Origin of the sequence: Sporosarcina trichiuri, assembly GCF_030406775.1 — a bacterium.
Classification (GTDB): domain Bacteria; phylum Bacillota; class Bacilli; order Bacillales_A; family Planococcaceae; genus Sporosarcina; species Sporosarcina trichiuri.
The window spans coordinates 2,578,906-2,604,911 of the sequence record NZ_CP129119.1; the positions used below are offsets into that span (position 1 = coordinate 2,578,906).

The 26,006-nt window shown below is 55.7% G+C and carries 27 protein-coding genes, 1 pseudogene and 1 riboswitch; of the genes and pseudogenes, 15 read left to right on the forward strand and 13 right to left on the reverse strand.

Features of this window, described 5'->3' with window-relative positions; genetic code table 11:
* Window positions 1-53 precede the first annotated feature (53 nt).
* The 4 genes from QWT68_RS12945 (at window position 54) to QWT68_RS12960 (ending at window position 3,538) form a co-directional block, all read left to right on the forward strand.
* The gene (locus QWT68_RS12945) at window positions 54-1,010 is read left to right on the forward strand and encodes a DUF4003 family protein (protein WP_040285425.1); all 957 of its coding nucleotides are present in this window, start codon (window positions 54-56) and stop codon (window positions 1,008-1,010) included.
* Window positions 1,011-1,133: 123 nt separating this feature from the next.
* Window positions 1,134-2,054, forward strand: a complete 921-nt coding sequence (locus QWT68_RS12950; RefSeq protein ID WP_290148609.1) for a S66 peptidase family protein — start codon at window positions 1,134-1,136, stop codon at window positions 2,052-2,054.
* Window positions 2,055-2,077: 23 nt separating this feature from the next.
* On the forward strand, window positions 2,078-3,007 hold the full coding sequence (locus tag QWT68_RS12955) for a C40 family peptidase (RefSeq protein WP_290148610.1): 930 nt from the start codon (window positions 2,078-2,080) through the stop codon (window positions 3,005-3,007).
* 57 nt (window positions 3,008-3,064) lie between these two features.
* Entirely contained in the window at window positions 3,065-3,538 is a 474-nt protein-coding gene (locus tag QWT68_RS12960) for an acyl-CoA thioesterase (RefSeq protein ID WP_040285655.1), read from the forward strand.
* A 319-nt stretch (window positions 3,539-3,857) separates the two neighbouring features.
* Here the strand turns inward: QWT68_RS12960 and mscL are convergent.
* From mscL to QWT68_RS12975, 3 genes and pseudogenes are all read right to left on the reverse strand, one after another.
* Window positions 3,858-4,235: pseudogene (gene mscL, locus QWT68_RS12965) on the reverse strand (large conductance mechanosensitive channel protein MscL); the annotation flags it as partial.
* 30 nt (window positions 4,236-4,265) lie between these two features.
* A complete protein-coding gene (locus QWT68_RS12970) occupies window positions 4,266-4,595 on the reverse strand; it encodes an MGMT family protein (RefSeq protein ID WP_290148611.1) in 330 nt (109 codons plus the stop codon).
* Between the two features lie 33 nt (window positions 4,596-4,628).
* Entirely contained in the window at window positions 4,629-5,285 is a 657-nt protein-coding gene (locus QWT68_RS12975; protein WP_290148612.1) for a phosphatase PAP2 family protein, read from the reverse strand.
* Window positions 5,286-5,478: 193 nt separating this feature from the next.
* Here QWT68_RS12975 and ytxJ point away from each other — a divergent pair, with 193 nt between their 5' ends.
* The 8 genes from ytxJ to QWT68_RS13015 all read left to right on the forward strand — a co-directional run bounded on the left by ytxJ (window position 5,479) and on the right by QWT68_RS13015 (window position 12,677).
* Window positions 5,479-5,805 (forward strand): bacillithiol system redox-active protein YtxJ, encoded by a 327-nt coding sequence (ytxJ, locus tag QWT68_RS12980; protein WP_040285657.1) that lies wholly within the window; start codon window positions 5,479-5,481, stop codon window positions 5,803-5,805.
* An 87-nt stretch (window positions 5,806-5,892) separates the two neighbouring features.
* On the forward strand, window positions 5,893-6,639 hold the full coding sequence (locus QWT68_RS12985; RefSeq protein WP_338066423.1) for an SDR family NAD(P)-dependent oxidoreductase: 747 nt from the start codon (window positions 5,893-5,895) through the stop codon (window positions 6,637-6,639).
* 145 nt (window positions 6,640-6,784) lie between these two features.
* Window positions 6,785-7,837, forward strand: coding sequence for a Delta(5) desaturase DesA (desA, locus tag QWT68_RS12990; RefSeq protein WP_290148613.1), 1,053 nt, complete (start codon window positions 6,785-6,787; stop codon window positions 7,835-7,837).
* Between the two features lie 85 nt (window positions 7,838-7,922).
* A complete protein-coding gene (locus QWT68_RS12995) occupies window positions 7,923-9,056 on the forward strand; it encodes a sensor histidine kinase (protein WP_040285431.1) in 1,134 nt (377 codons plus the stop codon).
* A 7-nt stretch (window positions 9,057-9,063) separates the two neighbouring features.
* Complete coding sequence (locus QWT68_RS13000) at window positions 9,064-9,678, forward strand: response regulator transcription factor (protein ID WP_040285432.1); 615 nt, start codon at window positions 9,064-9,066, stop codon at window positions 9,676-9,678.
* A 14-nt stretch (window positions 9,679-9,692) separates the two neighbouring features.
* On the forward strand, window positions 9,693-11,033 hold the full coding sequence (gene dsdA, locus QWT68_RS13005; RefSeq protein WP_290148614.1) for a D-serine ammonia-lyase: 1,341 nt from the start codon (window positions 9,693-9,695) through the stop codon (window positions 11,031-11,033).
* Between the two features lie 126 nt (window positions 11,034-11,159).
* The gene (locus tag QWT68_RS13010; protein ID WP_082023239.1) at window positions 11,160-12,050 is read left to right on the forward strand and encodes a dimethylarginine dimethylaminohydrolase family protein; all 891 of its coding nucleotides are present in this window, start codon (window positions 11,160-11,162) and stop codon (window positions 12,048-12,050) included.
* Window positions 12,051-12,131: 81 nt separating this feature from the next.
* Window positions 12,132-12,677: a histidine phosphatase family protein gene (locus tag QWT68_RS13015; protein WP_040285434.1), complete on the forward strand. Its 546-nt coding sequence runs from the start codon at window positions 12,132-12,134 to the stop codon at window positions 12,675-12,677.
* Window positions 12,678-13,064: 387 nt separating this feature from the next.
* On the opposite strand, the gene thiW is transcribed toward QWT68_RS13015, so the two are convergent.
* The 5 genes from thiW to tenA are packed head-to-tail and all read right to left on the reverse strand — an operon-like array spanning window position 13,065 to window position 16,527.
* Window positions 13,065-13,559, reverse strand: a complete 495-nt coding sequence (gene thiW, locus QWT68_RS13020; protein WP_040285660.1) for an energy coupling factor transporter S component ThiW — start codon at window positions 13,557-13,559, stop codon at window positions 13,065-13,067.
* Window positions 13,559-14,179 (reverse strand): thiamine phosphate synthase, encoded by a 621-nt coding sequence (gene thiE, locus QWT68_RS13025; RefSeq protein WP_290150489.1) that lies wholly within the window; start codon window positions 14,177-14,179, stop codon window positions 13,559-13,561. The genes thiW and thiE overlap by 1 nt, the downstream gene beginning before the upstream one ends.
* Window positions 14,180-14,198: 19 nt before the next feature.
* Window positions 14,199-15,038 carry a bifunctional hydroxymethylpyrimidine kinase/phosphomethylpyrimidine kinase gene (gene thiD / locus QWT68_RS13030; protein ID WP_040285436.1) on the reverse strand — a complete coding sequence of 280 codons (840 nt, stop codon included), beginning with the start codon at window positions 15,036-15,038 and terminating at the stop codon, window positions 14,199-14,201.
* Window positions 15,035-15,844 carry a hydroxyethylthiazole kinase gene (gene thiM, locus QWT68_RS13035; protein ID WP_040285437.1) on the reverse strand — a complete coding sequence of 270 codons (810 nt, stop codon included), beginning with the start codon at window positions 15,842-15,844 and terminating at the stop codon, window positions 15,035-15,037. The genes thiD and thiM overlap by 4 nt, the downstream gene beginning before the upstream one ends.
* Window positions 15,841-16,527, reverse strand: coding sequence for a thiaminase II (gene tenA / locus QWT68_RS13040; protein ID WP_040285661.1), 687 nt, complete (start codon window positions 16,525-16,527; stop codon window positions 15,841-15,843). Before tenA ends, thiM begins: the two co-directional genes overlap by 4 nt.
* A gap of 117 nt (window positions 16,528-16,644) precedes the next feature.
* A riboswitch (TPP riboswitch) is annotated at window positions 16,645-16,752 on the reverse strand.
* Window positions 16,753-16,843: 91 nt separating this feature from the next.
* Here tenA and QWT68_RS13045 point away from each other — a divergent pair.
* On the forward strand, window positions 16,844-18,043 hold the full coding sequence (locus tag QWT68_RS13045; RefSeq protein ID WP_052461657.1) for a DUF3238 domain-containing protein: 1,200 nt from the start codon (window positions 16,844-16,846) through the stop codon (window positions 18,041-18,043).
* Between the two features lie 94 nt (window positions 18,044-18,137).
* Window positions 18,138-18,749, forward strand: a complete 612-nt coding sequence (gene wrbA, locus QWT68_RS13050; RefSeq protein ID WP_040285438.1) for an NAD(P)H:quinone oxidoreductase — start codon at window positions 18,138-18,140, stop codon at window positions 18,747-18,749.
* A 38-nt stretch (window positions 18,750-18,787) separates the two neighbouring features.
* Here the strand turns inward: wrbA and QWT68_RS13055 are convergent, their stop codons facing one another.
* The 5 genes from QWT68_RS13055 to QWT68_RS13075 form a co-directional block, all read right to left on the reverse strand.
* A complete protein-coding gene (locus QWT68_RS13055; RefSeq protein ID WP_040285439.1) occupies window positions 18,788-19,207 on the reverse strand; it encodes a universal stress protein in 420 nt (139 codons plus the stop codon).
* Between the two features lie 28 nt (window positions 19,208-19,235).
* On the reverse strand, window positions 19,236-20,666 hold the full coding sequence (locus QWT68_RS13060; RefSeq protein WP_040285440.1) for a SulP family inorganic anion transporter: 1,431 nt from the start codon (window positions 20,664-20,666) through the stop codon (window positions 19,236-19,238).
* A gap of 111 nt (window positions 20,667-20,777) precedes the next feature.
* A complete protein-coding gene (locus tag QWT68_RS13065) occupies window positions 20,778-22,190 on the reverse strand; it encodes a sensor histidine kinase (protein WP_040285441.1) in 1,413 nt (470 codons plus the stop codon).
* Window positions 22,187-22,879 (reverse strand): response regulator transcription factor, encoded by a 693-nt coding sequence (locus QWT68_RS13070; RefSeq protein WP_040285442.1) that lies wholly within the window; start codon window positions 22,877-22,879, stop codon window positions 22,187-22,189. Before QWT68_RS13070 ends, QWT68_RS13065 begins: the two co-directional genes overlap by 4 nt.
* Window positions 22,880-23,005: 126 nt before the next feature.
* Window positions 23,006-24,160, reverse strand: a complete 1,155-nt coding sequence (locus QWT68_RS13075; protein ID WP_290148615.1) for a S1C family serine protease — start codon at window positions 24,158-24,160, stop codon at window positions 23,006-23,008.
* Between the two features lie 284 nt (window positions 24,161-24,444).
* On the opposite strand from QWT68_RS13075, the gene adh reads away from it, so the two are divergent.
* The gene (gene adh / locus QWT68_RS13080; RefSeq protein WP_040285444.1) at window positions 24,445-25,986 is read left to right on the forward strand and encodes an aldehyde dehydrogenase; all 1,542 of its coding nucleotides are present in this window, start codon (window positions 24,445-24,447) and stop codon (window positions 25,984-25,986) included.
* Window positions 25,987-26,006: the final 20 nt, after the last annotated feature.

The window sequence follows — 26,006 nt, forward strand, 5'->3', positions numbered from 1 at the left end:
GCATGAAACTTTTCCCTGTTGCATACGTACAACTTAGGAAAGGAGGGGACGGGATGGACTGGAAAACAGTGAACGCCGAGCTGGTGTGGACCCATGAAAAAGTGACGTCACTTGCAGGCTGGACGGTCGATGCAAAAGTGGTGCTGACGACATCGGCCTATTACGTGCTGGCGCAGCAGGATTTTGATGCGGAAAGTTTTCTTTGTACGATGGATGAGCTGAAAAAGAGAGCCGGCTGGCTGTCCCCGGTGCGGGGGAATTTCCTGCCGATGCTCGCGTCGTTCCTGGATACCGCCGGAATGCCGGCAGAGCAGGCTGTCAGCGGCTTGTTTGAACGGCAGCAGGTGCTGAGGAAAGCTGGATTCAAGAACACGGTCCATTCCTTCCTGGCAGCCATGCTGATGACCCCCGTCCCCGCAACCTACCAAACCGAAGCCGTACAGGCGAAACGGCTGTACAATGAGATGAAGAAACAGCATTTCCTGCTGACGTCGGATGAAGATTACTCTTACGCCATGCTGCTGGGCAAGCTGAACAATGATCCGGCAGAACAGGCTTCATTGATGCGCAAGTATTATGATGAGTTGAACGGAACCGGTTTCAGGTCAGGGACGGAACTGCAATGGCTCTCGCAAGTGCTGACAATCGACCGCTGTACGTTCGAAGAAAAACGGATTGACCGTGCCAAGCAGCTGCTGAAGCATGTACATAAGCGTGTCAATCTGAAACCGATGCATTATCCGCTGATCGGTTTCATGGTCATACTGGATTGCAATGAAGCTCAGATCGAGGAACTTATCAGTCTGGCGAACTGCCTGGCGAAAGAGGACTTGTTCAAATGGCACAAGACATTGGCCTTCTCATTCGGCACAGGGTATCTGCTGCAGCAGTACATGGAGCAGGGCCAAGCTGCCGGGGTTCCAAGAAAACTCCAAGTGCTCATCAGGCAGGCGATCCTGGCTGCCACCATCGCAACTATCGCCGCCTCCACAACTTCCGCCCTCTCATAACTTTTACTGCGACAACTGGAGGAGTCCGGACAAGTCTTCTGTAAGACGGCCCCGGGCTGCTTTTTTTGTTCGCGTTATATGATAGACTTGATAGAAACGCAATCAATCTAAGGAGGAAACAGTTTGAAACTCACACCGAAACGGCTGCAGCGCGGAGATACGATCGGCATCGTCTCTCCGTCCAGCCCGCCCAATCAGGAAAGCCTGGAGCGCTCGTATGCATTCCTGGAGCAGCTGGGACTGAAGTGGAAACTTGGGGAACACGTCAAGGATGTCAACGGGTACTTGGCCGGGGAAGATGATGACCGGCTGGCAGATATTGAATCAATGTTTGCAGATCCTGAAATCGACGGCATCATCTGTGCCGGCGGCGGATACGGTTCCGCCCGCTACGCCGACAGGCTGGATTACCAGCTGATCTCTGAAAATCCGAAAATCTTCTGGGGTTTCAGTGATATCACGTTTCTCCATACGGCGATCGCCAAGTATTCCGGTCTTGTGACGTTCCATGGTCCTATGCTCGCATCCTGTGTCGGCAAAGATACGTTCAGCGAACTGTCCGCGAAACTGTTCCGGCAGCTGTTCGAGCCGATGGAACTCCATTATTCGGAAGATATCAGTCCGCTCCGTTCAATGTCAGGAGGCGTCGTCTCCGGCGAGCTGACCGGCGGGAACCTATCCCTGCTGGCAAGCGGCATCGGGACAAAGTTCGAAATCGACACGAAGGGCAAGATCCTGCTCATCGAGGATGTCGGGGAAGAGCCGTACCGTGTCGATAACCTCATGAACCAGCTGCGTCTCGCGGGGAAATTCGCAGACGCTGCAGGAATTGTCATCGGGGATTTCGCGGATGCTGAACCGAAGAAGAAACCGTCCCAGTCATTGGAGACCGTATTGGAGTTTTATACAGCATCACTCGGGAAACCGGTCGTCAGCGGATTCAAAATCGGTCACTGTGAACCGCATTTCGCTGTGCCGCTCGGTGCAACAGCCCGCCTGGATGCCGACGGAAAAACGCTGACGATCCTGCCAGGCGTCGAGTGAAACGGAGAAGGAGCTGATTGATAATGGAACAAGCAGAATCAATGTGGGTGTGTGCCGTACCTGTAGCGACAATCTGGACATCACCGGAGTCGGTGCGTCACCCGATGGATGAGGCGGGAACCGCTGCGCCGCAGAGCATGAATGACTGGATTTCTGCGATGACCCAGGACGACCGGTTTGCGCTCTGCAAAGAGAGCCGGGTCCAGAGCCAGCTGCTGTATGGGGAGCCGGTAATCGTCGATTCAATCGAAGACGGATGGGCGAAAGTGATTGCGGTCTGGCAGCGTTCCGTGAAAGACGAGCGGGGGTATCCGGGATGGGTGCCTGCCGCCCAGCTGAAAGAGTCGGAACCGCTCGATGATCCGGAAGGCGTTGTCAGAACCGACGTCCCGAAGTGCCAAGTATGGCGCACGGACGGTCAGCCGGATGCACTGGTCATCCCGTTCAATTCAATCTTGCCGCTGCTCGGGATGCGGGACGGCTGGGCGGCCGTTGCAACACCCCATGGTGAGCGGCTGCTGCGGGAACAGGATATAACTGCCGCAACGTCAATCCATCATTTTCAGAAACAAACGGCTGCTGAAGCAGCGGAGCGGGCTGTCGAGTTCCTCGACCTGCCCTACTTCTGGGGAGGCATGTCCTCGTACGGGTATGACTGTTCCGGATTGACATACAATATGTTCAAGTCATGCGGGCTGTATCTCTCGAGGGACGCGGGCGATCAGGCAGCCGAAGGCGAGGCAGTCCCTGCCGATACACAGGCTGCCTGGCAGCGCGGTGATCTGCTGTTCTTCACAGGGGAGGAATCCGACCGTATTACCCATGTCGGCTTCTACTATGGAGACGGGCAGATGATCCATGCCACCTCATCGAAGCGGGGGGCCGTCGTACTTGATGAGCTGAAGAATACGGCGTATGCAGAAAGACTGTGCGCTGTCCGGCGGTATACGTAAGCGGGCATAGAGTTGAAACCATGCAGAAAAACTTCACGCAGAAAGGGACTTGACATGATGGAACCACGTAAAATGAGCGAATCCAGAACGATACAGACAAAATTGGTACTTCCGCCGGATGCGAACCACCTGGACACGATATTCGGGGGAAAGGTGCTTGCCTACATCGATGAAATTGCTGCAATTACAGCGATGAAACATGCAAGGACACCTGTCGTCACCGCATCGATCGATTCTGTCGACTTCCTGTCGTCAGCAGTGGTGGGGGATGTGCTCGAGCTCGAAGCGAATGTCAGCTCGACAGGCCGGACATCGATGGAGGTGTACGTGATGGTGCACTCCGCCAATCCGCTGACGAACGAGCGGAAGATGACCACCGAATCCTTCCTGACAATGGTTGCGATGGGACCGGATAACCGTCCGACACCGGTGCCCGGTGTCATCCCTGAAAGCGAAGGGGAGAAACGGATTTTCGAAACAGCACCGGCCCGTCGGCTGCACCGGAGACAGCGGATGGAAATGGAACATTAAAACAGGCTGCCTGACGGGGATGGATCTCCCGGTCGGGCAGCCTGTTCTGTTCATTTATGATTTTTGAAAGACAGTGCGACGCCGGCCACACTTCCAACGAGGACAAAAGCGAATAGTGCAAACATAATATACACGAACCACATGAAAAAGCCCCTCCTTTACCAGGTCATTGACTCAACTGTACCATGACGGGCCCATTCCATCAATCCCGGTCAGGGCCAGGACTGCTGGGTTCAGGACCTTCCCTTTCCGCATCCGGCGGAAGTGTCCTCCCCTGATCCGACTGTCCGTCTGCTGCACATTCCATAGCGGCGGACTGCTGGGCTTTCAGCAGATCCCGGATTTCCTTCAGCAGTTCTTCCTTCGCATCGACGGAATCCGCATTGTCCGGTTCATCCGCCTCTTCGATCTTGAACTTCGCAAGGAAACGCATCACGATGAAGATGGAGAAGGCGATGATAAGAAAATCGATGATGGACTGCAGAAAGACGCCATATGTAATGATCGCTTTTGTGCCGGGGAACCGGTAAGCCATCTCAGAGAAGTCGATCCCCTGCAGCAGAAGGCCCAGCAGCGGCGTAATGATGTTTTCCACTAACGAGGAAACGATCTTGCCGAATGCCGAGCCGATGACCACCCCGATCGCCAAATCAAAAATGTTTCCTTTGAATGCAAACTTCTTGAAATCAGACCACATAGGGACCTCCTTTTGTACTATCAGAACTAGCTACTCCATGCTGGCGTCCGGCGGGAACCACCGGTATCTCTCCAGATCGACGGTGCCGTCTTCCCGGAAAACGACCCCTTCCGAAAGCAGCAGCCGTTTTTGGCGGATACCTTTTTCTTCTGCGTCCGCCGGTGCGGAAATACCGCCTTTCGCGTTGATGATCCGGTGCCAGGGCAGCCGGTGGGAAACGCTCATGGAGTGCAGGATGCGGACTACCTGCCGGGCCCCCCGCCGGTTGCCTGCAGCCGCGGCGACTTGTCCGTACGTCATGACATGGCCTTCTGGGATGGACTGGATCGTACGGACCGCTTTTTCAGTGAAGGGGTTCATACGGCACCTCCTCTGTCAGTTGAAGCCGCACACTCATCGTGGGAGCCCTGCCGCCGGTGATTTGCGATCGATGTATCCCGAATACACGCTTGTTGCGACAATCACCCAGAATGCACTCGCGCACAGACCGCCTGCGACGTCACTCGGATAGTGGACGCCAAGGTAAATCCGGCTGATGCAGATCATGGCGATCATGAAGGCGGCAGCAGCCACGCAGATGGTCCGTCCAGTGTGCCGGAGATTGCACCATAGTATATATGCAAGTATTGCATACAGACTTGCGGCCATCATCGTATGTCCGCTCGGGAACGAGTACCCGCTGATTTCAATCAGCCGGTTCGTGTCCGGACGCGCCCGCTGGAAGAACAGTTTCAGTACTGTATTCAGCGCAGCCGTCCCTCCGATCACGACGACAAACAGGAGCGTCTGGGCTTTTTGACGATAATAGACGAGGAAGCCAAGCGTAATCACGCAGATCACCAGCACGGTTTTCGTTGAACCGATGCCTGTGAAGAATTTCATGAAAGCAGTCAGCGCCGGTGATTCCATGCCCTGCACGGCACTGATGACCGCGTTGTCGAACCGTACGATCCCTCCGCTTCCGATCGAGTAGGCAACATAGCCGAATACAGCGGCCAGGATAAGGCAAGAGACAAGGGCTGTAAGCAACCTGCCTGTCAATACACGCATTGCATTCAAACCTTTCTGTACATCATTTCACTACCTATTAATTCTTGCGAACGGCCGGACAAAATGCAAGCGATATCCATGGAGTCCGGCAGATGAAAGAAGATACAGCGGGGGACTGTTTATCAAAGATGCACAGGGGGAAAAGAGAATGAAGACTGTATACAGCAGGAGTACCGGAAAGGGGAAAATATACATGAACGAACTGAAGACGATAGAAGAATGGCAGGATGCCCTGCGTCAATCCGATGAGCATCCGGTGTTTGTACTGAAACACAGCAGCACGTGTCCTATCAGTGCAGCGGGCTATGAAGCATTCAGGGGATATGTCACAGATCTCCCGAAATATATGGTCGTCGTCCAGACAGGGAAGGATATTTCAAAACAAATCGCAGATGACCTGGGTGTCAGACATGAATCCCCCCAGGCAATCCTGATCAAAGGCGGGAAAGCCGCCTGGCATGCATCGCATTACGATATCCAGCAGGAAAACCTGCAAATGGCCGAGCAGCAGAATACCTGAACGCAAGAGGCATTCCAAAAAACGGAATGCCTTTTTTGTCCTGTTATGGTATGATTCGAATACTCAGATAGACAAAGGAAGAGGGCGATGGAATTGCGGATTACCGGGAAGACAGCTGTGATCACTGGCGGAGCAAAAGGAATCGGAGCTGTGACAGCCCGCTTGTTCTGCGAGCAGGGGGCACAAGTGGCGATCATCGACTTTGACGAAACGGCAGGGGATGCATTGGCAAGGCAGCTGCATGCGGAAGGGAATGATATTGCATTTTTCAAGGCGGATGTGTCGGATGAACAGCAGGTGGAACAGGCGGCAGCAGCAATCGTCCAACAATTCGGCAGTGTCGATATCCTCATTAACAATGCCGGCATCACGATGGACGCCATGACGCTGAAAATGGACGCTGAAGCCTTCCGAAAAGTGCTCGATGTCAATGTGACCGGCGTCTTCAATTGTACAAAAGCGTTTCTGCCAGGTATGGCGGAAGCCGGATACGGCCGGGTCATCAGTGCATCGTCCATCGCAGGAACGGGCGGCAACATCGGCCAGGCGAACTATGCAGCATCTAAAGCTGCGGTTGTCGGGATGACCCGGACATGGGCCAAGGAGTTCGGTCCGAAGGGCATCACGGTGAATGCGGTCGCTCCGGGGTTCATCGAGACAGAGATGATCCACACGATCCCTGAAAAGGTTGTCGCTCAACTGAGGCAGCTGACGCCTGCACCCCGTCTGGGGACAACCGACGATGTCGCCAACGCCTACTTGTTCCTGGCCTCCGATGAAGCCTCATTCATCAACGGGACAGTTCTGGAAGTGGATGGCGGCATGCTGAAATGACCGGTGTTGTGAAATTTTTCGCAAAGTGTGACACTTAACATACGAAACTCATGACAGTCATGTCTATTGTGTTTGCCTTCCTCTCTTTATAATAAAGGTATCACAGAACGGTCGGAGCTTTCGATCGTCTTACCGGGAGGCTGTCATGAGTAAAGAAAAGACAAAACAGCTGCACAAAAGTGTAGCCCCGTTCGCAAAATCCGATATGAAAAAAAGCATTCTGCAGCTCGTGAACACGATTTTGCCGCTGGTGATCCTATGGGCTGCGGCCTGGCAGGCATTCTCCGTGTCGATGTGGCTGTCGGCTGGATTCAGTGTTGCAGCATCTTTCTTTGTTGTCCGGACCTTCATCATCTTCCACGACTGCACGCACGGTTCGTTTTTCAAGAATAAGAAAGCGAATGATATTGTCGGAACCATAACAGGGATCCTCACGCTGTTCGCCTATGAAAAATGGAAGCGCGAACATGCAATCCATCATGCGACAAGCTCGAACCTCGATAAAAGAGGCGTCGGTGATATCTGGGTCATGACAGTCCGGGAATACGAGGAAGCCTCGTTCTGGACACGGCTCGGCTACCGTTTCTACCGCAATCCCCTCATCATGTTCGGATTTGGACCCTTGTATCTTGTACTGATCTCAAGCCGGTTCAACCGGAAAGATGCCCGTAAGAAAGAACGGATGAACACGTATCTTATCAACGGTTCACTTGTCGTGCTGTACACAGCCCTGATCCTCCTGACCGGCTGGCAGGCATTCCTGTTCGTTCAGGGAATCGCCATGTTCACTGCAGGCGCACTCGGGATCTGGCTGTTCTATATCCAGCATACATTCGAGGATTCCTATTTCGAAGAAGAGTCCGAATGGGATTATGTCAAGGCGGCGGTCGAAGGCAGTTCGTATTACAAACTGCCGAAGGTTCTGCAGTGGGCGACCGGCAACATCGGATTCCACCATGTCCATCACCTGGCGCCGCGCGTGCCGAACTACAATCTGGAAATGGCGCACGAGTTGACACCGCCTCTCCAGAAAGCCACGACGATTGATATGAAAAAAAGTCTCGAGTCGCTGCGCTACAAGCTATACGACCCGGAACACAAAACATTCGTCACATTCCGGGATGTCCGCAGGCTCATGAATGCCAAGACGCCGGCCCTCAAGCTGAAAGCGGAGAAAACGAGACTGGAAACGAAATAACAGGACTGAAGCCGTCTCTTGCGTGAGATGGCTTTTTTCTGTTTGAACCGGTACACTGAAAACAAACATGGAGGGAGGAGTGCTGATGGAGAATTGGTATAACCTGTTTCCCAGGAATCCATGGCTGAGCGGGTATATTTGGGTGGTGTTCTGCGTTCTGCCGTTTTTCTTCATCTTCCGGACATCCGACCCCGGAAATATCGGATTCGGCATCGTGATGGTCTTGCTGTTCTTCCTCTGTTACCGATTTTCGTTCCGGTCGAAGAGCGGGCTCGTCTATATGTGGATCGGCCTTGAAATGGCTATCAATGTAGGGCTCACCCTGCTGTACGGGTATGTCTACCTTTCGCTGTTCACCGCATTTTTCATCGGGAACATCCGGCGGCCTGTCGGTTTTTTCATCATATATGGTATCCATATCGCAGTGATGATCGGCGCCATCGTTGCCGGTTTCTTCATCGAAATCGAGCTGTTCCTGCCGCAGGTCCACTTTCTCATACTGACGCTGATCGGCGTTGTGCTGCTGCCGTTCAACCTCTATAACCGCAACAAGCAGGAGAAACTGGAAGGACAGCTTGAATACGCACAGGAACGGATCTCTGAACTGACATTGGTCGCCGAGCGGCAGCGGATTGCGCGTGATCTGCATGATACGCTTGGTCAGAAACTGTCACTGATCGGGCTGAAAAGCGATCTGGCGGGAAAAATGATTGAACGGGATCCCGTACGCGCAGCAAAAGAGCTGCAGGAGATCCGGCAGACAGCAAGCATCGCACTGAACGAGGTGCGGGAACTTGTTTCGACGATGCGTGCCGTGCGTCTGAACGAGGAACTTGCCCGTGTCCGGCAGATGCTGGGTGCTGCGGAAATCGAGCTGACCGTCCATGGAGATCCGGTCTATGAGTCGATCACACCGATTGCAGAAAATGTGCTGAGCATGTGTATGAAAGAGACTGTCACCAATATTGTGAAACACAGCTTTGCCGACCATTGCACCATCACATTCCAGCCTGCGGGCGACAGGTATGCCATCACCGTGACGGATGACGGTATCGGACTGACGGAAGGCCGGGATTCGCTTCCGGGCAATGGATTGAACGGCATGAGGGAACGTCTGGATTTTGTCAACGGAACTCTTCATATCGCACCGGCTCCTGAAGGCGGTACCACGTTGACATTTTCTGTGCCCTCTGTTCTGAAACATATCGTAAAGGAGTGAAGGACGCATGATCCGAATTGTACTGGCAGAGGATCAGGGAATGCTGCTCGGAGCTTTCGCTTCGCTGCTCAACCTGGAGGAAGACATGGAAGTGATCGGCCAGGCGAGGAATGGCGAAGAGGCGGTGCAGCTCGTACAGCATCTGCAGCCGGATATTTGCATCATGGATATCGAGATGCCTGTAAAAACCGGTCTGGAAGCGGCCGAACGGCTCCAGACGGAACCGTGCAAGATCATCATCCTGACGACATTCGCACGGGCGGGCTATTTTGAACGCGCCAGGAAGGCGGGTGTCCGCGGCTATCTCCTGAAAGACAGTCCGTTCGAGGAGCTGGCCGGGTCCATACGCTCCATCATGGCCGGACGCCGTATTTACGCACCTGAACTGGTGGACCTTGCGTACGGGGATGATCCGGAGACGGAAAGCCCGCTGACCGAACGGGAGGCCGAGGTGCTGGAACTGATCTCAGACGGCAGGACGACAAAACAGATTGCGGCCGCTCTGCATCTCACGCCGGGCACAGTCCGCAACTATATTTCCATCATCCTCGATAAGATGTCAGCAGGAAGCCGTATCGAGGCGGTCAAGCGGTTCCAGGAAAAAGGATGGTCCAGAAAATGAGGGGAGGCAGCAATATGCAGACAATGGAAGAATGGGAGGAACGGTTCCCGAATATCCGACAGCTGAAAGAACGGAATGAGTGGCTGTGGCAGAATCCTCAGGTGTCAGATGCCGAAACAGGGCTGGCTGTTTCTGGGCTGACAAACACGGAGGTGAAGGAAGCTTCACGGCGTTTCGACCGGTTCGCCCCTTTCTTCGCAGCTGTTTTCCCCGAAACTGCTGAACGGTCAGGGCGTATCGAATCACCTCTTACGCAGATACCGGCCATGCAGAAGGAACTGGTACGGACAACCGGCATGGAAATTCCCGGTATGCTTCTGTTGAAACAGGACAACGCTCTTCCGATTTCGGGTTCCATCAAGGCGAGGGGAGGCTTCCATGAGGTATTGAAAGTGGCGGAGTCATTGGCTGCCGAACATGGCCTGATCGACACTTCAGAGGATTACCGCCAGTTCATGGACAGCCGGTTCCGTGACTTGTTCGCTTCCCGCAAAATCGCAGTCGGGTCTACCGGGAATCTCGGTCTGAGCATTGGAATCCTCAGCGCCGCATTCGGTTTCGAAGTGACCGTCCACATGTCCGCGGACGCCAAGCAGTGGAAAAAGGAACTGCTTCGCAGCAAAGGGGTCATCGTGAAAGAATACGAAGATGATTACAGCAAGGCGGTGGAAGAGGGCCGGGCGGAAGCAGAAACCGATCCATCCTGCCACTTTGTGGATGATGAGAATTCCAAGGACCTGTTCTTCGGATATGCTGTAGCGGGTGAGCGTCTTGCCAGCCAACTTGCGGAGCAGGATATCTGGATAGACGAGGAGCATCCGCTGTTCGTCTATTTACCATGCGGAGTCGGCGGCGGACCGGGTGGAGTTGCTTTTGGTCTGAAACTGCAGTTCGGCGATGCTGTGCATTGCTATTTTGCAGAGCCCGTCAATGCGCCCTGCATGCTGCTGGGCATGATGACACAGCTGCACGGACAGATCAGTGTCCGGGATATCGGGCTCGACAACCGGACGGCGGCAGACGGTCTTGCTGTCGGAAGGCCGTCAGGGTTTGTGGGAAAGGTGATGACCCCGCTGCTGGATGGGATCTTCACAGTGGAGGACCGGACCTTGTTCGGCTTGTTGAGAATGCTGGCAGATACGGAGAGGATTTTTGCGGAACCATCCGCCCTTGCAGGTATGATGGGTCCGGTCTTCTTGAGTGAAGGCAGCGTGAAGGATGCTGATTCGCCGAAAGCAAGGCATCTTGTATGGTCGACAGGCGGAGGGATGGTGCCTGAGGATGTCTTGGGTGAGTACTATGAAAAGGGGAAAGCTGTCGAATTATTTCCCGGGAAATCGACAAAAAACGATTGACCGTAAATGTGCAGTGATTAGAATTGATTGACAATGCGGAATTCGGGTTCGCCCGTTTGATAATCAGCCGCGAGGGGAATATATAGGGACAAACTTAATTACATCTTTATTGGAGGATGAACAACTATGAATTCCCCTCTTACTGAAACAGCAGAGAAGGAACAGGAAGCTTTCCGGCCGCAGCTGCCGGCGGCAAAATGTGCAACCGAGTACGATACACTCCGTCGTGTCGTTCTGTGTGAACCGAAATACATGGCAATCGAAGATGTCATCAACGACGTACAGAAAAAGTATAAAGACGAGAATATCGACCGTCCCAAAGCGATGGCGCAGCACCAGGCGTTTGAAAAAAAGCTGCGCGAGCACAACGTGGAAGTCATCAAGCTGCCGTCTTCAGAACGGTATCCCGAGCAGGTGTTCACGCGGGATATCGGCTTCACGGTCGGTGATCGGCTGTTCCTCGCAGATATGGCGAGCGATATCCGGAAAGGTGAAGAGGCGGCCCTCCAAAACTGGCTGCTGAAAGAAAATATACCGTTCCGCGTATCGGAGAGCCACGTGGAAGGCGGCGATGTGATCGTCGACCGGAATCGGGTATTCATCGGCATCAGCAGCCGGACGAGTGAAGAAGCAGTCAGCCAGCTCGAGAAGAGCCTTCCCGACCATGAAGTCATCCGGGTGCCGTTCGATGAAAAGTATCTGCATCTGGACTGTGTATTCAATGTCCTCTCGCCGGAGACCGGGCTCTATTTCCCGCAGGCGTTCGACGAGGACACACGGCAGATGCTGGAGTCGATGTACGATCTGATTGAAGTGAAGGAGTCCGAACAGTTCACGATGGGCACGAACGTCCTGTCGATCGGGGATGGACAGCTGTTCAGCCTTCCGCAAAATCCGGAAGTGAATGCGGCGATGCGGAAGAAGGGCTTCGACGTCATCGAAGTTGATTTTTCGGAGATCATCAAGTCCGGCGGCTCGTTCCGATGCTGTTCGATGCCGGTGGTACGCAAGGACTGACGGAAAAGAGACCGGTGCCGGACAGGCAGCCGGTCTTTTTTTACACGGGAAATTGCAGACTACGACACAGGAGGTCATTTAATGGGGAAAACCATATACTTGGTCAATCACGGCGAAGCGGAAGGCAATGGCGCGCATGACGAACTGACAGCGGAAGGCATCATCCATTCCGAGGAGCTGGGCGAGTTTCTGGAAGGATGTCCGGCGGCAGACCGAGTCATCACGAGTCCGCTGCGGCGGGCCCGCCAGACAGCTGCTGCCATCGGGGATAAGCTCGGAATCCATATCGAAGAGGACAGCCGCCTGGCCGAACGACAAATGAGCAGCCAGGTCTTCGATGACTGGCTGCTGAAAGTGGAGGATACATTCCTTGATCTGAATCTGTCCTATGAAGACGGAGAGTCGTCGCATGATGCGATGCAGCGGGCATGCGATGTGATCGCCGAGCTGCCGGATGACAGCAGGACCGTCATCGTCACCCACAGCCTGCTGTTCATCCTGATCCTCCGCTGCTACGACGAAAGGGCAGGCTTCGAGGATTGGCAGGCACTGAAGCATCCCGATGTCTACGAATTGCAGATTTCGGGTGACAGCGGCATATATAAGCCATTGCAGCATCATAAATGACGGAAAAACCGGGCAGCCGCCCGGTTTTTTGATGTCTGTATACAAAATAAAAGGGGGAGTGCTCATAAACCGCGGAAAGTGATCATAAATCGTGGAAAGTGATCATAAATCGCGGAAAGTGATCATAAACCGCAGAAAGTGATCATAAACCGGAAAAAGTGATCATAACCCCACAAAACTGCTCATACCATCCGCCGGCCCACGAACCTTTATCATGCATAATCCTTCACTTTCGCCGCGTTCAAGAGCGGAAAGTCAAAAGAAAGCTTGTGTGTGCCGGCGGGCCGGCGCATTTTCTGCAGAACCGTCATGCTCATGCCTGTCCAGCACACCAGGTACAGACCTGCGTCAAGACGTACACTCCAAAAAACCTCAGGCGCCACAGTGTCACCAGGATGCGAGCCGGCGGCCGGCCGGAAGACGCTGCAGCCGCGCAGCCAGCAGCCCGCCGAGAAGAGCACCGCTGACACTCGAAACAAGGAAAGGCGGCATGAAGAAGAAGGCGCCGGCCGACGTCCCCATCAGGACCGCTGCATATGGGACGGCGAACAGGGAGGCGATCAGGCCCGTGCCGATCATTTCGCCAATGGCAGCCATCCAAATATGCCGCCCTCTCGTATACAGCAGACCGGCCATCGCCGCGCCGATCATACCGCCAGGGAACGCCAGGAGGGAACCTGTCCCTGTCAAGATCCTAACAATGGCCGTGAGGAATGCAACCAGAACGGCGGGAATCGGTCCGAGCAATACGGCTGCCGCAACATTGACGGCATGCTGGATCGGGTAGGCGCGTGCAACCCCGGCCGGGAAGGAAACGAAGGCGGACCCGGCAACGGCGATCGCTGTCAGGAGTCCGATCGCTGTCAGCTTCTTCGCAGACATCATACGCGTGCCTCCTTCTGCGCCATCGCACTCAAGAATGCCGCTGCCGTCTGTTCAGCATCAGGGGCGGAGGCGATGGCGGAAATGACCGCCACCCCGCTTGCACCGGCCGCTAGGACAGCAGGGGACTTTTCTGCCGTGATGCCGCCGATGCCGACGATCGGCAATTCCGGAAAACGGCCGGCTGCTGCATGGATGGCTGCTGTCCCGGCAACGGCCCGGGCATCCGCTTTCGAGCGGGTCGCAAAGACCGGCCCCATGCCGACGTAATCAGCTCCTGCTGCAACAGCTGCTGCCGCCTCGTCTTCCGAATGGACAGAGACGCCGAGGATCCGGTCAGGACCGATCAGCCCGCGGACAGCTGCAGCCGGTCGGTCCTCCTGTCCGACGTGGACTCCGTCCGCCCCGGTCTGCACTGCCAATTCCACGTCATCATTGACGATGAACGAGACTCCGAATGCTCTGCACAACCGGAGACAGCTCTCGGCGAACGCGGTTTTTTCCAGGCCGGTCAAAGCGGCAGGCCCTTTCTCACGGAGTTGGAAGCAGGTGACCCCGCCCCGCAAGGCAGCTTCGAGGACGGTCAGCGGATCACCGGCCGGAACATCTGCCGACCCCATGATGAAGTACAGACGCAGGTCAATTGGATGCAATGAGTTCAACCCCCTCTGTCCGTGCATCATTGTGCACGCGCCAGGCGGCGTGGTTCGTCGGTCCATGACCGCTGCCGATACCGGGGGCGTGTTCGATCGCGAGCTGGATGAACTGCTTCGCCGTCCGGGCGGCCGCCTGCAGACTATGCCCCTTTGCAAGCTCAGCAGTGATGGCCGCTGCAAACGTGCAGCCCGTCCCATGGGTATGCTGCGTGTCAATACGACTGGAGCGCATAAGGAAAGACGTTCCGTCGGCTGACAGGAACAGATCTTCCGCAAACGGCACATCCGTCCGGTGGCCGCCTTTCAGCAGAACAGCGGACGCCCCCAAGCCGAGCAGCTGCCGTGCCGCATTCTCCATATCGACGGCCGATCGGATCGTCATCCCTGTCAGGACCTCCGCTTCCGGAATATTCGGTGTGACGAGGGCAGCAAGCGGGAGCAGTCCGTGCCGCAGCGACCTGACCGCTTCTTCCTGCAGCAGGGACGCACCCCCTTTTGCGATCATCACCGGATCGATGACCAGCGGGATCGTCTTCCTGCTGCGGAGAACCTCCGCTGTCATCTCGATCAGCTCGGCTGAATACAGCATCCCCGTCTTGACGGCTCGAACCGGGAAATCTGAAAACACCGCATCCAGCTGGGCCTGGACGATCGCAGGCTCGACAGGCTGCACCGCATGAACGCCGCGAGTATTCTGTGCAGTGATGGCGGTCAGTACGGATGTCCCGAAGACGCCGAGTTCCTGGAACGTCTTCAAATCCGCCTGGATGCCTGCACCTCCGCCGGAATCGGATCCGGCAATCGTCAGTGCCACGGAAGTCATGAAATCATCTCCTCTTCAAAGCGGAATTGATCGGCCCTGACACATGGATCATCGAGGGAGTGGAGTGCGTTCAGGAAATGGACAGGAAAATCCCCGGGTCCTCCGGAAGCTTCCGCAGCCGCTTCCCCGCACTTTTTATAAAACGCCAGGCTGTACGCCGCTGTCAGGAGCGGCTCACTCCGTCCGACAGCAAGGAATGCCCCGCAGATGGCACTCAGCAGGCAGCCGGTGCCGGTTGTCGCTGTCATCATCGGGTGCCCGCCGGATATGCGGATTGTCCGTACCCCGTCCGTGATGATGTCATCGTCTCCGGTCACTGCAACGAGACAGTTGTGTGCCTTTGCCGCACGGCGGGCCGCTTCTGTGATGTCGGTATCCCCGCTGCCTGCGTCCACTCCTTTCGATTTCCATTCTATGTTGGCGAGCGCAGCGATTTCACCCGCATTGCCGCGGATCATCGTGATGTCGAGTTCCTGTAACAGGCGTTCTGCGGTCCGTTTCCGGTAGGGCGTCGCACCTGCGCCGACGGGGTCCAGGATCAGCGGATTACCGGCTGCCCGTGCGCTCTTTCCTGCGATGAGCATGGCTTCGATCTTCTGCGGATCCAGTGTCCCGATATTCAATAGCGTGCAGGAGGCGAGTGCAGCGATATCGGACGCCTCTTCCGCAGAATCCGCCATGATCGGGGACGCCCCTAAAGCCAGGAGGCCGTTCGCCTGGAAGTTCGCCACGACGATGTTCGTCATGCAGTGGACGAGCGGGGAGGAATCCCGGACAGCTGCAATCGTCTCGGCAGGCAGCCTCATACGGTCACTTCCTTGTCACCGAGCAGGGACCACTGCTGGCCGGTCCAGGCCATCTCCCAGAACTGTGTTTCGTAATGGCTGCTCTTCACGAAGTGGGCCTGCAGCTCTTTCCGGCGTGTTTCCGACAGTCCGTCCGCCAGTCCGTCCATCCGGTCGATCTGCTCCCGGGTCGCGCGTTCGAACCACTCCGAGCCGTAGGTCGCGACCCACTTGTCATAGACCGGATGATCCGGCTTTGCATCCTTGAGCCGCTCCCCGATTTCATAGTACAGCCAGTAGCACGGCAGGAGGGCAGCCAGCGTATCCGCCAGATCTCCGTTCATGGCAGTCCGGTACAGATGCGACGTGTAGGCATACGCAGTCGGAGCGGGTTCGAACTCATCCAAGTCCTTCTGTGTGATGCCGAGCAGATCGAAGAATCCTTCATGCAGCGAAATCTCCGCGCCGCACGTATCCTCCGCGTGCTGCGCGAACGCCTGGGTCGTCCGCAGGTCTTTTGCCTGGACAGCCGCCAGTGCATGCACCTTTGCAAAGTGCTTCAGATAATAGGAGTCCTGCAATACATAATGGCGAAACACCTCCTCCGGCAATGTTCCATCGGCGATCTTCCGAATGAAGGGATGGTTGAAACTCTCCTCCCAGATCGGGTCACACAGGCGCCGTACGTCTTCACAAAATGTCATCATCATCTTCCCCTTTCCTTGAAATACGAAAAAACCGCTCCATCGGCCCATCAGCCGAAAGAAGCGGTTCGCGAATCAGGGATCATTGCGGAAAGACAAATCTGCATAGTGGAACATCCTGCCTGCGAGCCACTTCCCTACGCTGGTATGAGCCAGATCAGGTTCGAAGGGTCCGCATATCCATATGCGTCTCAGTCTTGTGCAAAGACTCCCCCAGTGGTCAATCGTATTCAGTTTTCCCCACTACTATATCATAGTTTCAATTATTGGCAAGACGGGCAAAATACTACTACCACGTGTAAAGGAGGCACTACTCATGCCGGAACGATTTGAAATCACATCCGTGACGCACGACATCGGCCGGATTGCATTCGATTGGGACGATGCGGGCGGCACGTACCACGTCTACAAAGACGGGGAGCATGTATACGAAGGGACCTCAGCCGACTTCCAGGACACGGACTTCACTCCGGGGAAACTCTATGATTATACAATCGAACGGGAAGAAGACGGGGAAGTGAAAGACGTCATCATTGTCCAGACCTCTCCGCTCGATATGGAGAAGAACGCGGATAATCCGCTCCAGTCACTTGTTATGACGACAATTGTCGCGAAGACACAAGTGGCGCTGTCCTGGGAGCGCATGAAAGATACGGAGAGGTATACGGTGTACCGGAACGGGGAAGAATTGGCGACAGTGGAGGCGAACCGGTTCATCGACCGGGATTTCCCGAAGGACGAACCGCTGACGTATTCGATCTACAGTGAGCGGCCGATCGCGGACTCCGAAGAGAAGTACAATATTTCCAAGTCGATCATCGCAAAAGTGTTCGGGATCTTCTATCCGAAAACGACGGAAAAGAAGGCATCCATCGAAGGCTTCACGATGATGAAAAGCATCGGGAGGATCGACGCGCTCCTGAAGCCGGTCCGGGACCGGAAACCGCCGGAACAAGTGGAACAATGGCATTTCCGCTACAAGACCTTTCTGGAGGACGACATACTGGAGAACCCGAATGTCCTGTCCCCGAACCGTTATTTCAAAGGGGACAACCGCCGCTTCGATCCCGAGTCGGATGCGTTCCGGACGTGCGTGGACATCGATCTCGATTACAGCCGGAAAGATTCGCCGCTGATCATGACAAAGGAAGTGGGCGAAAGCGTTGCATACGGGCTCGACAAAAAGGTGCGGGAACGCGATACGGCATCCGACGAAGGCATCGGGATGAAGCAGCTGGATCACGGCGAAGGGGAGACGGGCTTCTTCCTGACACATGCTGTCGGGAACCCTCTGACGACCGCGCCGGACATCAACTACGAAGTGCAGGCGGTCCTCAGGAAGAATGGCACATTCGATCTGACCGGCTATCATGACCAGTCGCCCGATCATGAAATCTATCTCCGGAGAGGCAGCGGCACACGCTGGATCCCCGTCCATCAGAGCCGGAGTGAAGGACTGGCCTATATGACGGAAGTGACGGCCTTCCAGTATTGGCGGTATTCCAATCTGTCCTAAGAATGATTCGCCGCTGAGCATGTAAGTGGACGGAAAAACCGGAATGCGGTATATTTACCTTGAATTCAAGATAAAAAGGAAAAGAGGCGTTCGCATGGTTAAGACAGCAGTCGTATATTACAGTTCCACCGGCACGAACCACCAGCTTGCAGAGTGGGCGGCGGAAGCAGCGAAAGACGCAGGTGCAGAAGTCAGATTGCTGAAAGTGAAGGAGACGGCTCCGGCCGCAGCGATCGAGTCGAATGCCGCTTGGAAAAAGCACCATGAGGAAACGAAGGATATTCCCGAAGTGACCCCCGAGGATCTCGAATGGGCGGACTCCATCATCTTCAGCATCCCGACCCGGTTCGGCAACATCCCGGGTCAGGTACAGAGTTTCATCGACACGCTGGGCGGTCTGTGGGCACAGGGGAAACTGGCGGACAAAGCTGTCAGCGCCATGTCATCCGCACAGAATGAGCACGGCGGCCAGGAGGCGACCATCCTGTCCCTCTATACGACGATGTATCACTGGGGCGCGATCGTCGCGGCACCGGGCTATACGGACCCCGTCCTGTTCGCAGCAGGCGGGAACCCATATGGCACAAGCGTGGCCGTCGACCAGGCCGGTGAAATGAAAACCGACCGCAAGGCGATCCAGGAAGCGGTCGCCCATCAGGCGAAGCGCACCGTCCGCGTGGCGGAAGCCCTCCAGCATATGAAGTGAAAGAAAAACCGCCGTTCCGGTAAAGGAGCGGCGGTTTGCTATTTGACGAGCAGCACCGGGCAGGACACCCGTTTCATGACTTTGTGGCTGACACTGCCGAGCAGCATCTCCTGCAAAGCGTTCAGTCCCCGGCTGCCGATGACCACTAAATCCGTATTCTCGGCATGCGCAAAGTTGATGATCTCCGCAGCAGGATCGCCGTGGAGGATGTGGATCCGGTAAGGTGCCGCGTATTCCTGCAAAATCTTTTCGATCGGCAGGACCTGCTTTTTTCGTGCCGCCTCGAGCGCCTCTCTGCTTGGCGCATGCAGAACAGCTTCTTTCGCCTTGTCGAAGTCAGCGACGAACAGGATGGTGATGAGACTGTCATCCGAACAGTTCGCAATCCGAGCCGCCTCGCGTGCGGCACGGAGAGAGTTGTCAGAGCCATCGGTCGCGAGCAGGATGTTCGTGTACATGCACATCACCTCTTTCATCTGTCTGAAGTCAGGCGTCCAGTCCGCGCAGCAGACGCCTGCCAGAGTCCCCGAGTCCTTTCAGTTCCACATGGACACCGCGGAGCCGGTACGCGTCCGTCAGTTTGGAAACAGCAACAGCGGCGGAATCATCCCACACTTGGGAATCGGTGAAATCGAGGATGACCGTATCTGCCGTTTCCTCCATTTTAAACGAATTCTGGAAAGTTTCAACGGATGCGAAAAATAATTGGCCTTTGATTGCATAACGGACGGCGGATGGCTCGGCGATCCGGACGACTTCGATCTTCGAAATCTTTGCGACGAACAGGACGGCGCTCAGGATGACGCCCGCGAGCACACCCTTCGACAGATCGTCCGTAGCAACAACGATGACGACGGTCGTCAGCATGACAGCTGCATCGGCTTTCGGCGCTTTCCGCAAATAGCTGAATGAGCCCCAGTCGAACGTGCCGACGGACACCATGATCATGATCCCGACAAGGACAGGCATCGGAATCTGGACGACCCATTCGCCGAGCACCAGAATGAGAAACATGAGGAACATCCCGGCGACCAGTGTCGACAGCCTTGTCCGTCCGCCGGATTTAACGTTGATGACCGACTGGCCGATCATCGCGCAGCCCGCCATGCCGCCGAAGAACCCGGTTACGATATTGGCGATTCCCTGACCGCGCGCTTCCCGGTTCTTCTCGCTGCCGGTCTCTGTCATTTCATCCACAATCGTTGCGGTCAGCAATGTCTCCAGCAGGCCGACAATCGCGAGTGCAAGCGAATAAGGCAAAATGATGAGCAGCGTCTCCAGCGTGAACGGAACGTTCGGCAGCAGGAAATTCGGCAGGGACTGTGTAATCTGCCCCAGATCACCGACAGTACGCAGATCCGCGCCTGAATAGATCGCCGCGGCCGAAAGCACGATGATCGCGATAAGCGGAGCCGGTACAGCTGTGAAAAAGCGCGGCAGGATATAGACGATCAGCAGAGTGATGGCGACGAATACATACGTCATGGTGGAAATCCCGAAGAAGTGCGGCACCTGCGCCATGAAGATCAGGATGGCCAGTGCATTGACGAAGCCGATCATGACGGCATTCGGTATGAACTTCATGAGTTTCGCGACTTTGAAGACGCCGAATATCACTTGCAGAACCCCTGTCAGAATCGTCGCGGCAAGCAGATAGTCGAGACCGTAGTCCCGGATCAGCGGTGTCATCAGGAGGGCCATCGAGCCGGTCGCCGCCGAAATCATGGCCGGACGTCCGCCGGTGAAGGAAATGACGACCGCGATGATGAAGGATGCGTACAGGCCGACCATCGGATCGACCCCTGCGATGATCGAGAATGCGATCGCTTCCGGAATAAGGGCGAGTGCCACGACGATTCCGGAAAGGATATCGGCGCGTATATTTGAAAACCAATGCTGCTGTAAATAAGCTGTCATGTAAGAAAAAGCTCCGTTCTGCTGAATTTCAGCCGTCTGCCGGCTGCATCTGTCCAGTTTACCATGCAGGACGGCAGGAAAAAACAGCGGATTTGCAAATACTGCTGCCGTTCAGTCTGCTGCATGCGGCAGGCGGATCACGAAACGAGTCCCCTGACCTTTCCGGCTCACTGCGTCAATCGTCCCCCCGTGCAGGCTGACGAGCTGCCGGACGATGGACAGGCCGAGTCCGGATTCCCCGTACGGGTTCGAAGCCCGGGAGTCGACCGCTTTATAGAAACGGCTCCAGATCCGTTCGACTTCTTCAGGCGTCATGCCAATGCCTGTATCCTCTATTTCGAGGATATCCAGGCCATCCTCATGACATGCGGACAGGGCGATGGTGCCGTCTTCTGTGAACTGGATGCTGTTTTTCGTAATGTTCAGCAGGATCTGTGTAAGGCGGTCATAGTCGGCATGGACAGTCATCGATTCCGATGCTTGGACGGTTATGGCTGTCCGGCGTTCTTCTGCCAGCGGTTCGAGCTGATCACGGACGATTTCGAACAGATCCAGAATCCGGATCTCCTGTTTCACGAGCGTGATCTGGTTGGAGCGGATCTTTTCGTAGTCGAGGTTTTCATTGACGAGCCGGAGCAGCCGCTTCGTTTCGCTGCCCGCAAGTCCAAGTGCTTTCCGGCGCTGCTGGTTGGGGATCATGTCGTTCTGCAGGCCCTCGATCGTTCCGCGGATCGTCGTCAGCGGTGTGCGCAGTTCGTGGGAGACATCCGCCATGAATTGGCGTCTGCGGTTTTCAAGGTTTTCGATCTCTTCATGGGAAGCATGCAGATCACGGACCATCGCATTGAAATCAGCCGCCAGCTCATCGATCTCATCCCGTCCGGAAGTTGCCAGCCGGATCGAGTAATCCCCGGAGGAAACGGCTGATGCCGCCCTTCGTATCTTTCGGATCCGGCGGCCGTAATAGAGCGCGAACAATCCGCTGAGAAGGACGGCGGCTGCCAGTGCGGCGATTGCTGCATAGACCAGGTACCGGTTCATCTGTGCGATGACGGTCTGCGTACCCCCGATCGGTGACGTCAGCAGGACGCCGCCGACAAACTGCCCGTGCTGGAAATAAGGGAGGAGCACGAAGGTCACAGCCTGGCTGAACCGCTCCTGTTCCTGCCTGACGGAGATCGTTTCACCGTCCTGCAGTTTCGTCCATTCGGATTCATCCAGCTCGATCAGCGGCGTCCGGAGACCTGTCGAGTAGATGATCTTCGACTGCTCATCGAACAGGCTGTACTCGATCTCCCGGCTCTTCAGCACCCGGCCGAATGAGCGCAGCACCGCATCCGCCGGCTGGCTGCTGCGGCCGAGATCGCTCAGGAGCGACTGCCCGTACTGGGTGAGCTCCTCTGTTTTCGTATCGTATACGTATTGCTCAAAGAAATGGGAGAACAGGAAGCCGGCCAACAGGATGGCCGCCAGGATCACGGTGACGTGGCTGATCAGCTGCTGGGTGAACACATTCACTTTCATCGGACGTCCTCCGGGAAGCCGTCGAACTTGTAGCCGACACCCCAGACTGTCTGGATGGCGGACGCCCCGAGACGGCCGAGTTTTGTCCGCAGACGTTTCACGTGCACATCGACCGTCCTGTCGTCCCCGTAGAAGTCGAATCCCCACACGTGTTCTAGCAGCTGGTCCCGGCTGAATACCTGCTTCGGGTGGCGGATGAAGAACACAAGCAGATCGTACTCCTTAGGTGTCAGATTATCGATCAGACGCCCATCAGCCGTGATTTGACGGGCCTGTTCATCCACCTTGAACAAGCCGGCCTGCAAGAGATGTACGCCGCCGGAAGCAGAGCCTCTCCTTCGTGTGACCGCCTTGATGCGCGCCATGAGGGCGAGCGGACTGAACGGTTTCGTCACATAATCATCGGCGCCCATCTCGAGGCCGAGCACCTGGTCCGACTCCGTGTCTTTGGCCGTCAGCATGATGATCGGAACGTCATTGCCGTCAGACCGGAGTGACCGGCAGATGGCGACTCCATCCGTCGACGGCAGCATCCAGTCGACGATGAGGCAGTCCCAGTTCTCTTCCTGCGCCCGGCGGAGCCCCTCTCTGCCGTCGGTGATGAACTGCCCCTCGATCCCTTCCTTCACAAAGAACAGCTCGATCATCTGCGATACGTTTTCGTTATCTTCGATAACAAGGATTTTCAACGGCCATCGCCTCCTGTATAGTCTTAACCTATCTGAAAACAAGGCGGCTGCGCAACTGTTTCACACATAGGCAAAGCCGTCCTGAAAAGGGATACTCCGTTTTCAGGACGGCTGGATCGATCGCGATTATTCAGTGGCGGAGGAGCTGCTGGCAAGCTGGGATGTAAGTTCCATCTTATCGCCGTTCCGGTAGATTGTGAACTTCGCCCGGTCGCCGATATGCAGGTCGGTATACAGCAGTTTGCGCAAGTCCGCGGACGACTCGACCGCCTTGCCGTTGACGGCTGTGATGACATCCTGCTCTCTGAAGCCGGCTTTCCCCGCGGGGGAGGAGGCGTCGACACTGCCGACCATGACACCGCCATGGACCTCCTCAGGCAGATCTCTGACATACATTTCCGGTACGTCTGCAAGATCGATGAGTCCGATGCCGATATACGGACGGTCGATTTTACCGTTCTTCATAAGCTGTGCCGCCAGCGTTTTGACTTCGTTGCTCGGGATAGCAAACCCAAGTCCTTCGACGCCGCTCTGTTCAATCTTCAGGCTGTTAATACCGATCAGCTCGCCTGCCGTATTGACGAGAGCGCCGCCGCTGTTCCCGGGGTTGATGGCGGCGTCTGTCTGGATGACGTCCATTTCCCACTTGCCGGCTGCGGTATCCACGGCGATGGAGCGTGAAGGCGCGCTGACGATGCCCTGTGTGACAGTTCCGGAAAAATCGATGCCGAGCGGATTGCCGATTGCAACGACCGGATCACCGGCACGCAGCTTGCTGGAGTCCCCGAGTGCCAGCATACCTTCCGCATAGTTCTTATCCATCTTCACGACCGCGATATCGGTCAGCGGATCTGCACCGACAAGTTCGGCGTCCGCTTTTTGTCCGCCCGCTGTCGTGATGACGAGTTTCGAAGCGTTTTCGATGACGTGATTGTTCGTGACGACATATGCATGCTCGCTGTCCGTCTTATAGACGACTCCGGACCCTGTTCCAGCCTTCTGCGATTCGGCATTACCGGCGAACCGGTTCCCTGCCGTCTGATAGTTTTCAATAGCGACAATCGCTTTGCCGGCCTTGGCCACCATGTCGGATAGAGGGAGCGCCGCTGTGCTTGTCTGCTCTACGTTGTACGGCTGTGCGGCTTCTGTCTTTTCCGCGGACTGGACATCCGTCTTCTGGGCCAGCACGTCCGTATTCAGGACGGCGCCGAGCGTCAGCACCGAACCGAGCGCACCGGCTCCCACTGTCGATAGGATCCATTTCGTTTTCGATGTATTCATACGTGATCTCTCCCTTTGTTTTCTATCGTACATTCATTGTAAGCGGGAGTTATGAACAAATTATTACCGGCTTGTTGCCGGGTTGTAAATTATGAAAGCAATTATTGCAGAATAAAGTTGTAATAGTTTGAGTAGTCAGATATAGTGATAGGGAAACGACCATTTTTTATTTTGCGGAATGAAAGCGTATACATCTTTCATGCGGCCGGACAAGCCGGCGTAGGATGGATGGCTGATCAAAACAGCCGGAATTACAAATACACTGACAAACGGGAGGAATGGAAATGGTACAGCAGGTCGAGAATCAGGCATATGCAAATCCGAACACAGAAGGGGCGCTTGTAAACTTCAAGGAACGCTACGATAATTTCATCAACGGGAAATGGACGGCACCGCTGAGCGGCGAGTACTTCGATAATCCGTCACCGGTCACAGGCAAGGTGTTCACGCAGGTGGCACGCTCGAAGGAGGAGGACATCGAGCTGGCGCTGGATGCGGCGCATGCTGCAAAAGACGCTTGGGGGAAGACGTCCGTTACGGAACGGGCCAATATCCTGCTGAAAATCGCCGACCGCATGGAACAGAACCTGGAAATGCTCGCAGTGGCGGAGACTTGGGAGAACGGCAAGGCGGTGCGTGAGACATTGAACGCCGACCTGCCGCTTGCCATCGACCATTTCCGCTACTTCGCTTCAGCCGTCCGCGCGCAGGAAGGCGGCGTCAGCCAAATCGATAACGATACGGTCGCCTACCACTTCCATGAGCCGATCGGCGTCGTCGGGCAGATCATCCCATGGAACTTTCCGATCCTCATGGCTGTCTGGAAGCTTGCGCCGGCACTTGCGGCAGGGAACTGTGTCGTCCTCAAGCCGGCGGAACAGACACCGGCCTCAATCCTGGTGCTCGTCGAACTGATCGAAGATCTGCTGCCGCCGGGTGTCCTGAACGTCGTGAACGGCTTCGGGCTGGAGGCGGGCAAACCGCTCGCTTCGAACCCACGGATCGGTAAAGTCGCATTCACGGGCGAAACGACGACCGGCCGGATGATCATGCAGTACGCGTCACAGAATCTCATCCCGGTTACATTGGAACTTGGCGGAAAGTCGCCGAACATCTTCTTTGAAGACGTCATGGCGGAGGACGATGACTTCCTGGACAAGGCGGTGGAAGGGTTTGTCATGTTTGCCCTGAATCAGGGGGAAGTGTGCACATGCCCGTCCCGTGCGCTCATCCAGGAATCGATCTATGACGAATTCATGGAGCGTGCGCTCGCCCGTGTCGAAGCCATCAAGATCGGCAATCCGCTCGATCCGACTGTGATGATGGGCGCACAGGCCTCGAACGAGCAGCTGGAGAAGATCCTTTCCTATCTGGACATCGGCAAGCAGGAAGGGGCCGAATGCCTGACAGGCGGCGAGCAGAACAAGCTCGACGGGGATCTGTCTGGCGGCTACTATGTCAAACCGACGGTATTCAAGGGCCATAACAAAATGAGGATCTTCCAGGAGGAGATCTTCGGACCGGTCGTCGCCGTGACGACATTCAAAACAAAAGAAGAGGCGCTCGAGATCGCGAACGATACGCTGTACGGCCTCGGTTCAGGCGTCTGGACACGCGACATGAACACGGCCTACCGGTTCGGCCGCGGAATTGAAGCCGGCCGGGTCTGGACGAACTGCTACCATGCCTATCCTGCACATGCGGCGTTCGGCGGCTATAAAGCATCTGGCATCGGCCGTGAGAATCACCTGATGATGCTCGAACATTACCAGCAGACGAAGAACATGCTCGTCAGCTACAGCGAACAGAAACAAGGGTTCTTCTGATCGGAAAGAGGTGAACCGCA

What these genes read in the sequence shown, in the direction of transcription:
- QWT68_RS12945 (WP_040285425.1), top strand. Translation starts at nt 54, where the DNA reads ATGGACTGGAAAACAGTGAACGCCGAGCTGGTGTGGACCCATGAAAAA.
- QWT68_RS12955 (WP_290148610.1), top strand. Translation starts at nt 2,078, where the DNA reads ATGGAACAAGCAGAATCAATGTGGGTGTGTGCCGTACCTGTAGCGACA.
- QWT68_RS12960 (WP_040285655.1), top strand. Translation starts at nt 3,065, where the DNA reads ATGGAACCACGTAAAATGAGCGAATCCAGAACGATACAGACAAAATTG.
- QWT68_RS12970 (WP_290148611.1), bottom strand. Translation starts at nt 4,595, where the DNA reads ATGAACCCCTTCACTGAAAAAGCGGTCCGTACGATCCAGTCCATCCCA.
- QWT68_RS12975 (WP_290148612.1), bottom strand. Translation starts at nt 5,285, where the DNA reads ATGCGTGTATTGACAGGCAGGTTGCTTACAGCCCTTGTCTCTTGCCTT.
- ytxJ (WP_040285657.1), top strand. Translation starts at nt 5,479, where the DNA reads ATGAACGAACTGAAGACGATAGAAGAATGGCAGGATGCCCTGCGTCAA.
- QWT68_RS12985 (WP_338066423.1), top strand. Translation starts at nt 5,893, where the DNA reads ATGGAATTGCGGATTACCGGGAAGACAGCTGTGATCACTGGCGGAGCA.
- desA (WP_290148613.1), top strand. Translation starts at nt 6,785, where the DNA reads ATGAGTAAAGAAAAGACAAAACAGCTGCACAAAAGTGTAGCCCCGTTC.
- QWT68_RS12995 (WP_040285431.1), top strand. Translation starts at nt 7,923, where the DNA reads ATGGAGAATTGGTATAACCTGTTTCCCAGGAATCCATGGCTGAGCGGG.
- QWT68_RS13000 (WP_040285432.1), top strand. Translation starts at nt 9,064, where the DNA reads ATGATCCGAATTGTACTGGCAGAGGATCAGGGAATGCTGCTCGGAGCT.
- dsdA (WP_290148614.1), top strand. Translation starts at nt 9,693, where the DNA reads ATGCAGACAATGGAAGAATGGGAGGAACGGTTCCCGAATATCCGACAG.
- QWT68_RS13010 (WP_082023239.1), top strand. Translation starts at nt 11,160, where the DNA reads ATGAATTCCCCTCTTACTGAAACAGCAGAGAAGGAACAGGAAGCTTTC.
- QWT68_RS13015 (WP_040285434.1), top strand. Translation starts at nt 12,132, where the DNA reads ATGGGGAAAACCATATACTTGGTCAATCACGGCGAAGCGGAAGGCAAT.
- thiW (WP_040285660.1), bottom strand. Translation starts at nt 13,559, where the DNA reads ATGTCTGCGAAGAAGCTGACAGCGATCGGACTCCTGACAGCGATCGCC.
- thiE (WP_290150489.1), bottom strand. Translation starts at nt 14,179, where the DNA reads ATGGGGTCGGCAGATGTTCCGGCCGGTGATCCGCTGACCGTCCTCGAA.
- thiD (WP_040285436.1), bottom strand. Translation starts at nt 15,038, where the DNA reads ATGACTTCCGTGGCACTGACGATTGCCGGATCCGATTCCGGCGGAGGT.
- thiM (WP_040285437.1), bottom strand. Translation starts at nt 15,844, where the DNA reads ATGAGGCTGCCTGCCGAGACGATTGCAGCTGTCCGGGATTCCTCCCCG.
- tenA (WP_040285661.1), bottom strand. Translation starts at nt 16,527, where the DNA reads ATGACATTTTGTGAAGACGTACGGCGCCTGTGTGACCCGATCTGGGAG.
- QWT68_RS13045 (WP_052461657.1), top strand. Translation starts at nt 16,844, where the DNA reads ATGCCGGAACGATTTGAAATCACATCCGTGACGCACGACATCGGCCGG.
- wrbA (WP_040285438.1), top strand. Translation starts at nt 18,138, where the DNA reads ATGGTTAAGACAGCAGTCGTATATTACAGTTCCACCGGCACGAACCAC.
- QWT68_RS13055 (WP_040285439.1), bottom strand. Translation starts at nt 19,207, where the DNA reads ATGTACACGAACATCCTGCTCGCGACCGATGGCTCTGACAACTCTCTC.
- QWT68_RS13060 (WP_040285440.1), bottom strand. Translation starts at nt 20,666, where the DNA reads ATGACAGCTTATTTACAGCAGCATTGGTTTTCAAATATACGCGCCGAT.
- QWT68_RS13065 (WP_040285441.1), bottom strand. Translation starts at nt 22,190, where the DNA reads ATGAAAGTGAATGTGTTCACCCAGCAGCTGATCAGCCACGTCACCGTG.
- QWT68_RS13075 (WP_290148615.1), bottom strand. Translation starts at nt 24,160, where the DNA reads ATGAATACATCGAAAACGAAATGGATCCTATCGACAGTGGGAGCCGGT.
- adh (WP_040285444.1), top strand. Translation starts at nt 24,445, where the DNA reads ATGGTACAGCAGGTCGAGAATCAGGCATATGCAAATCCGAACACAGAA.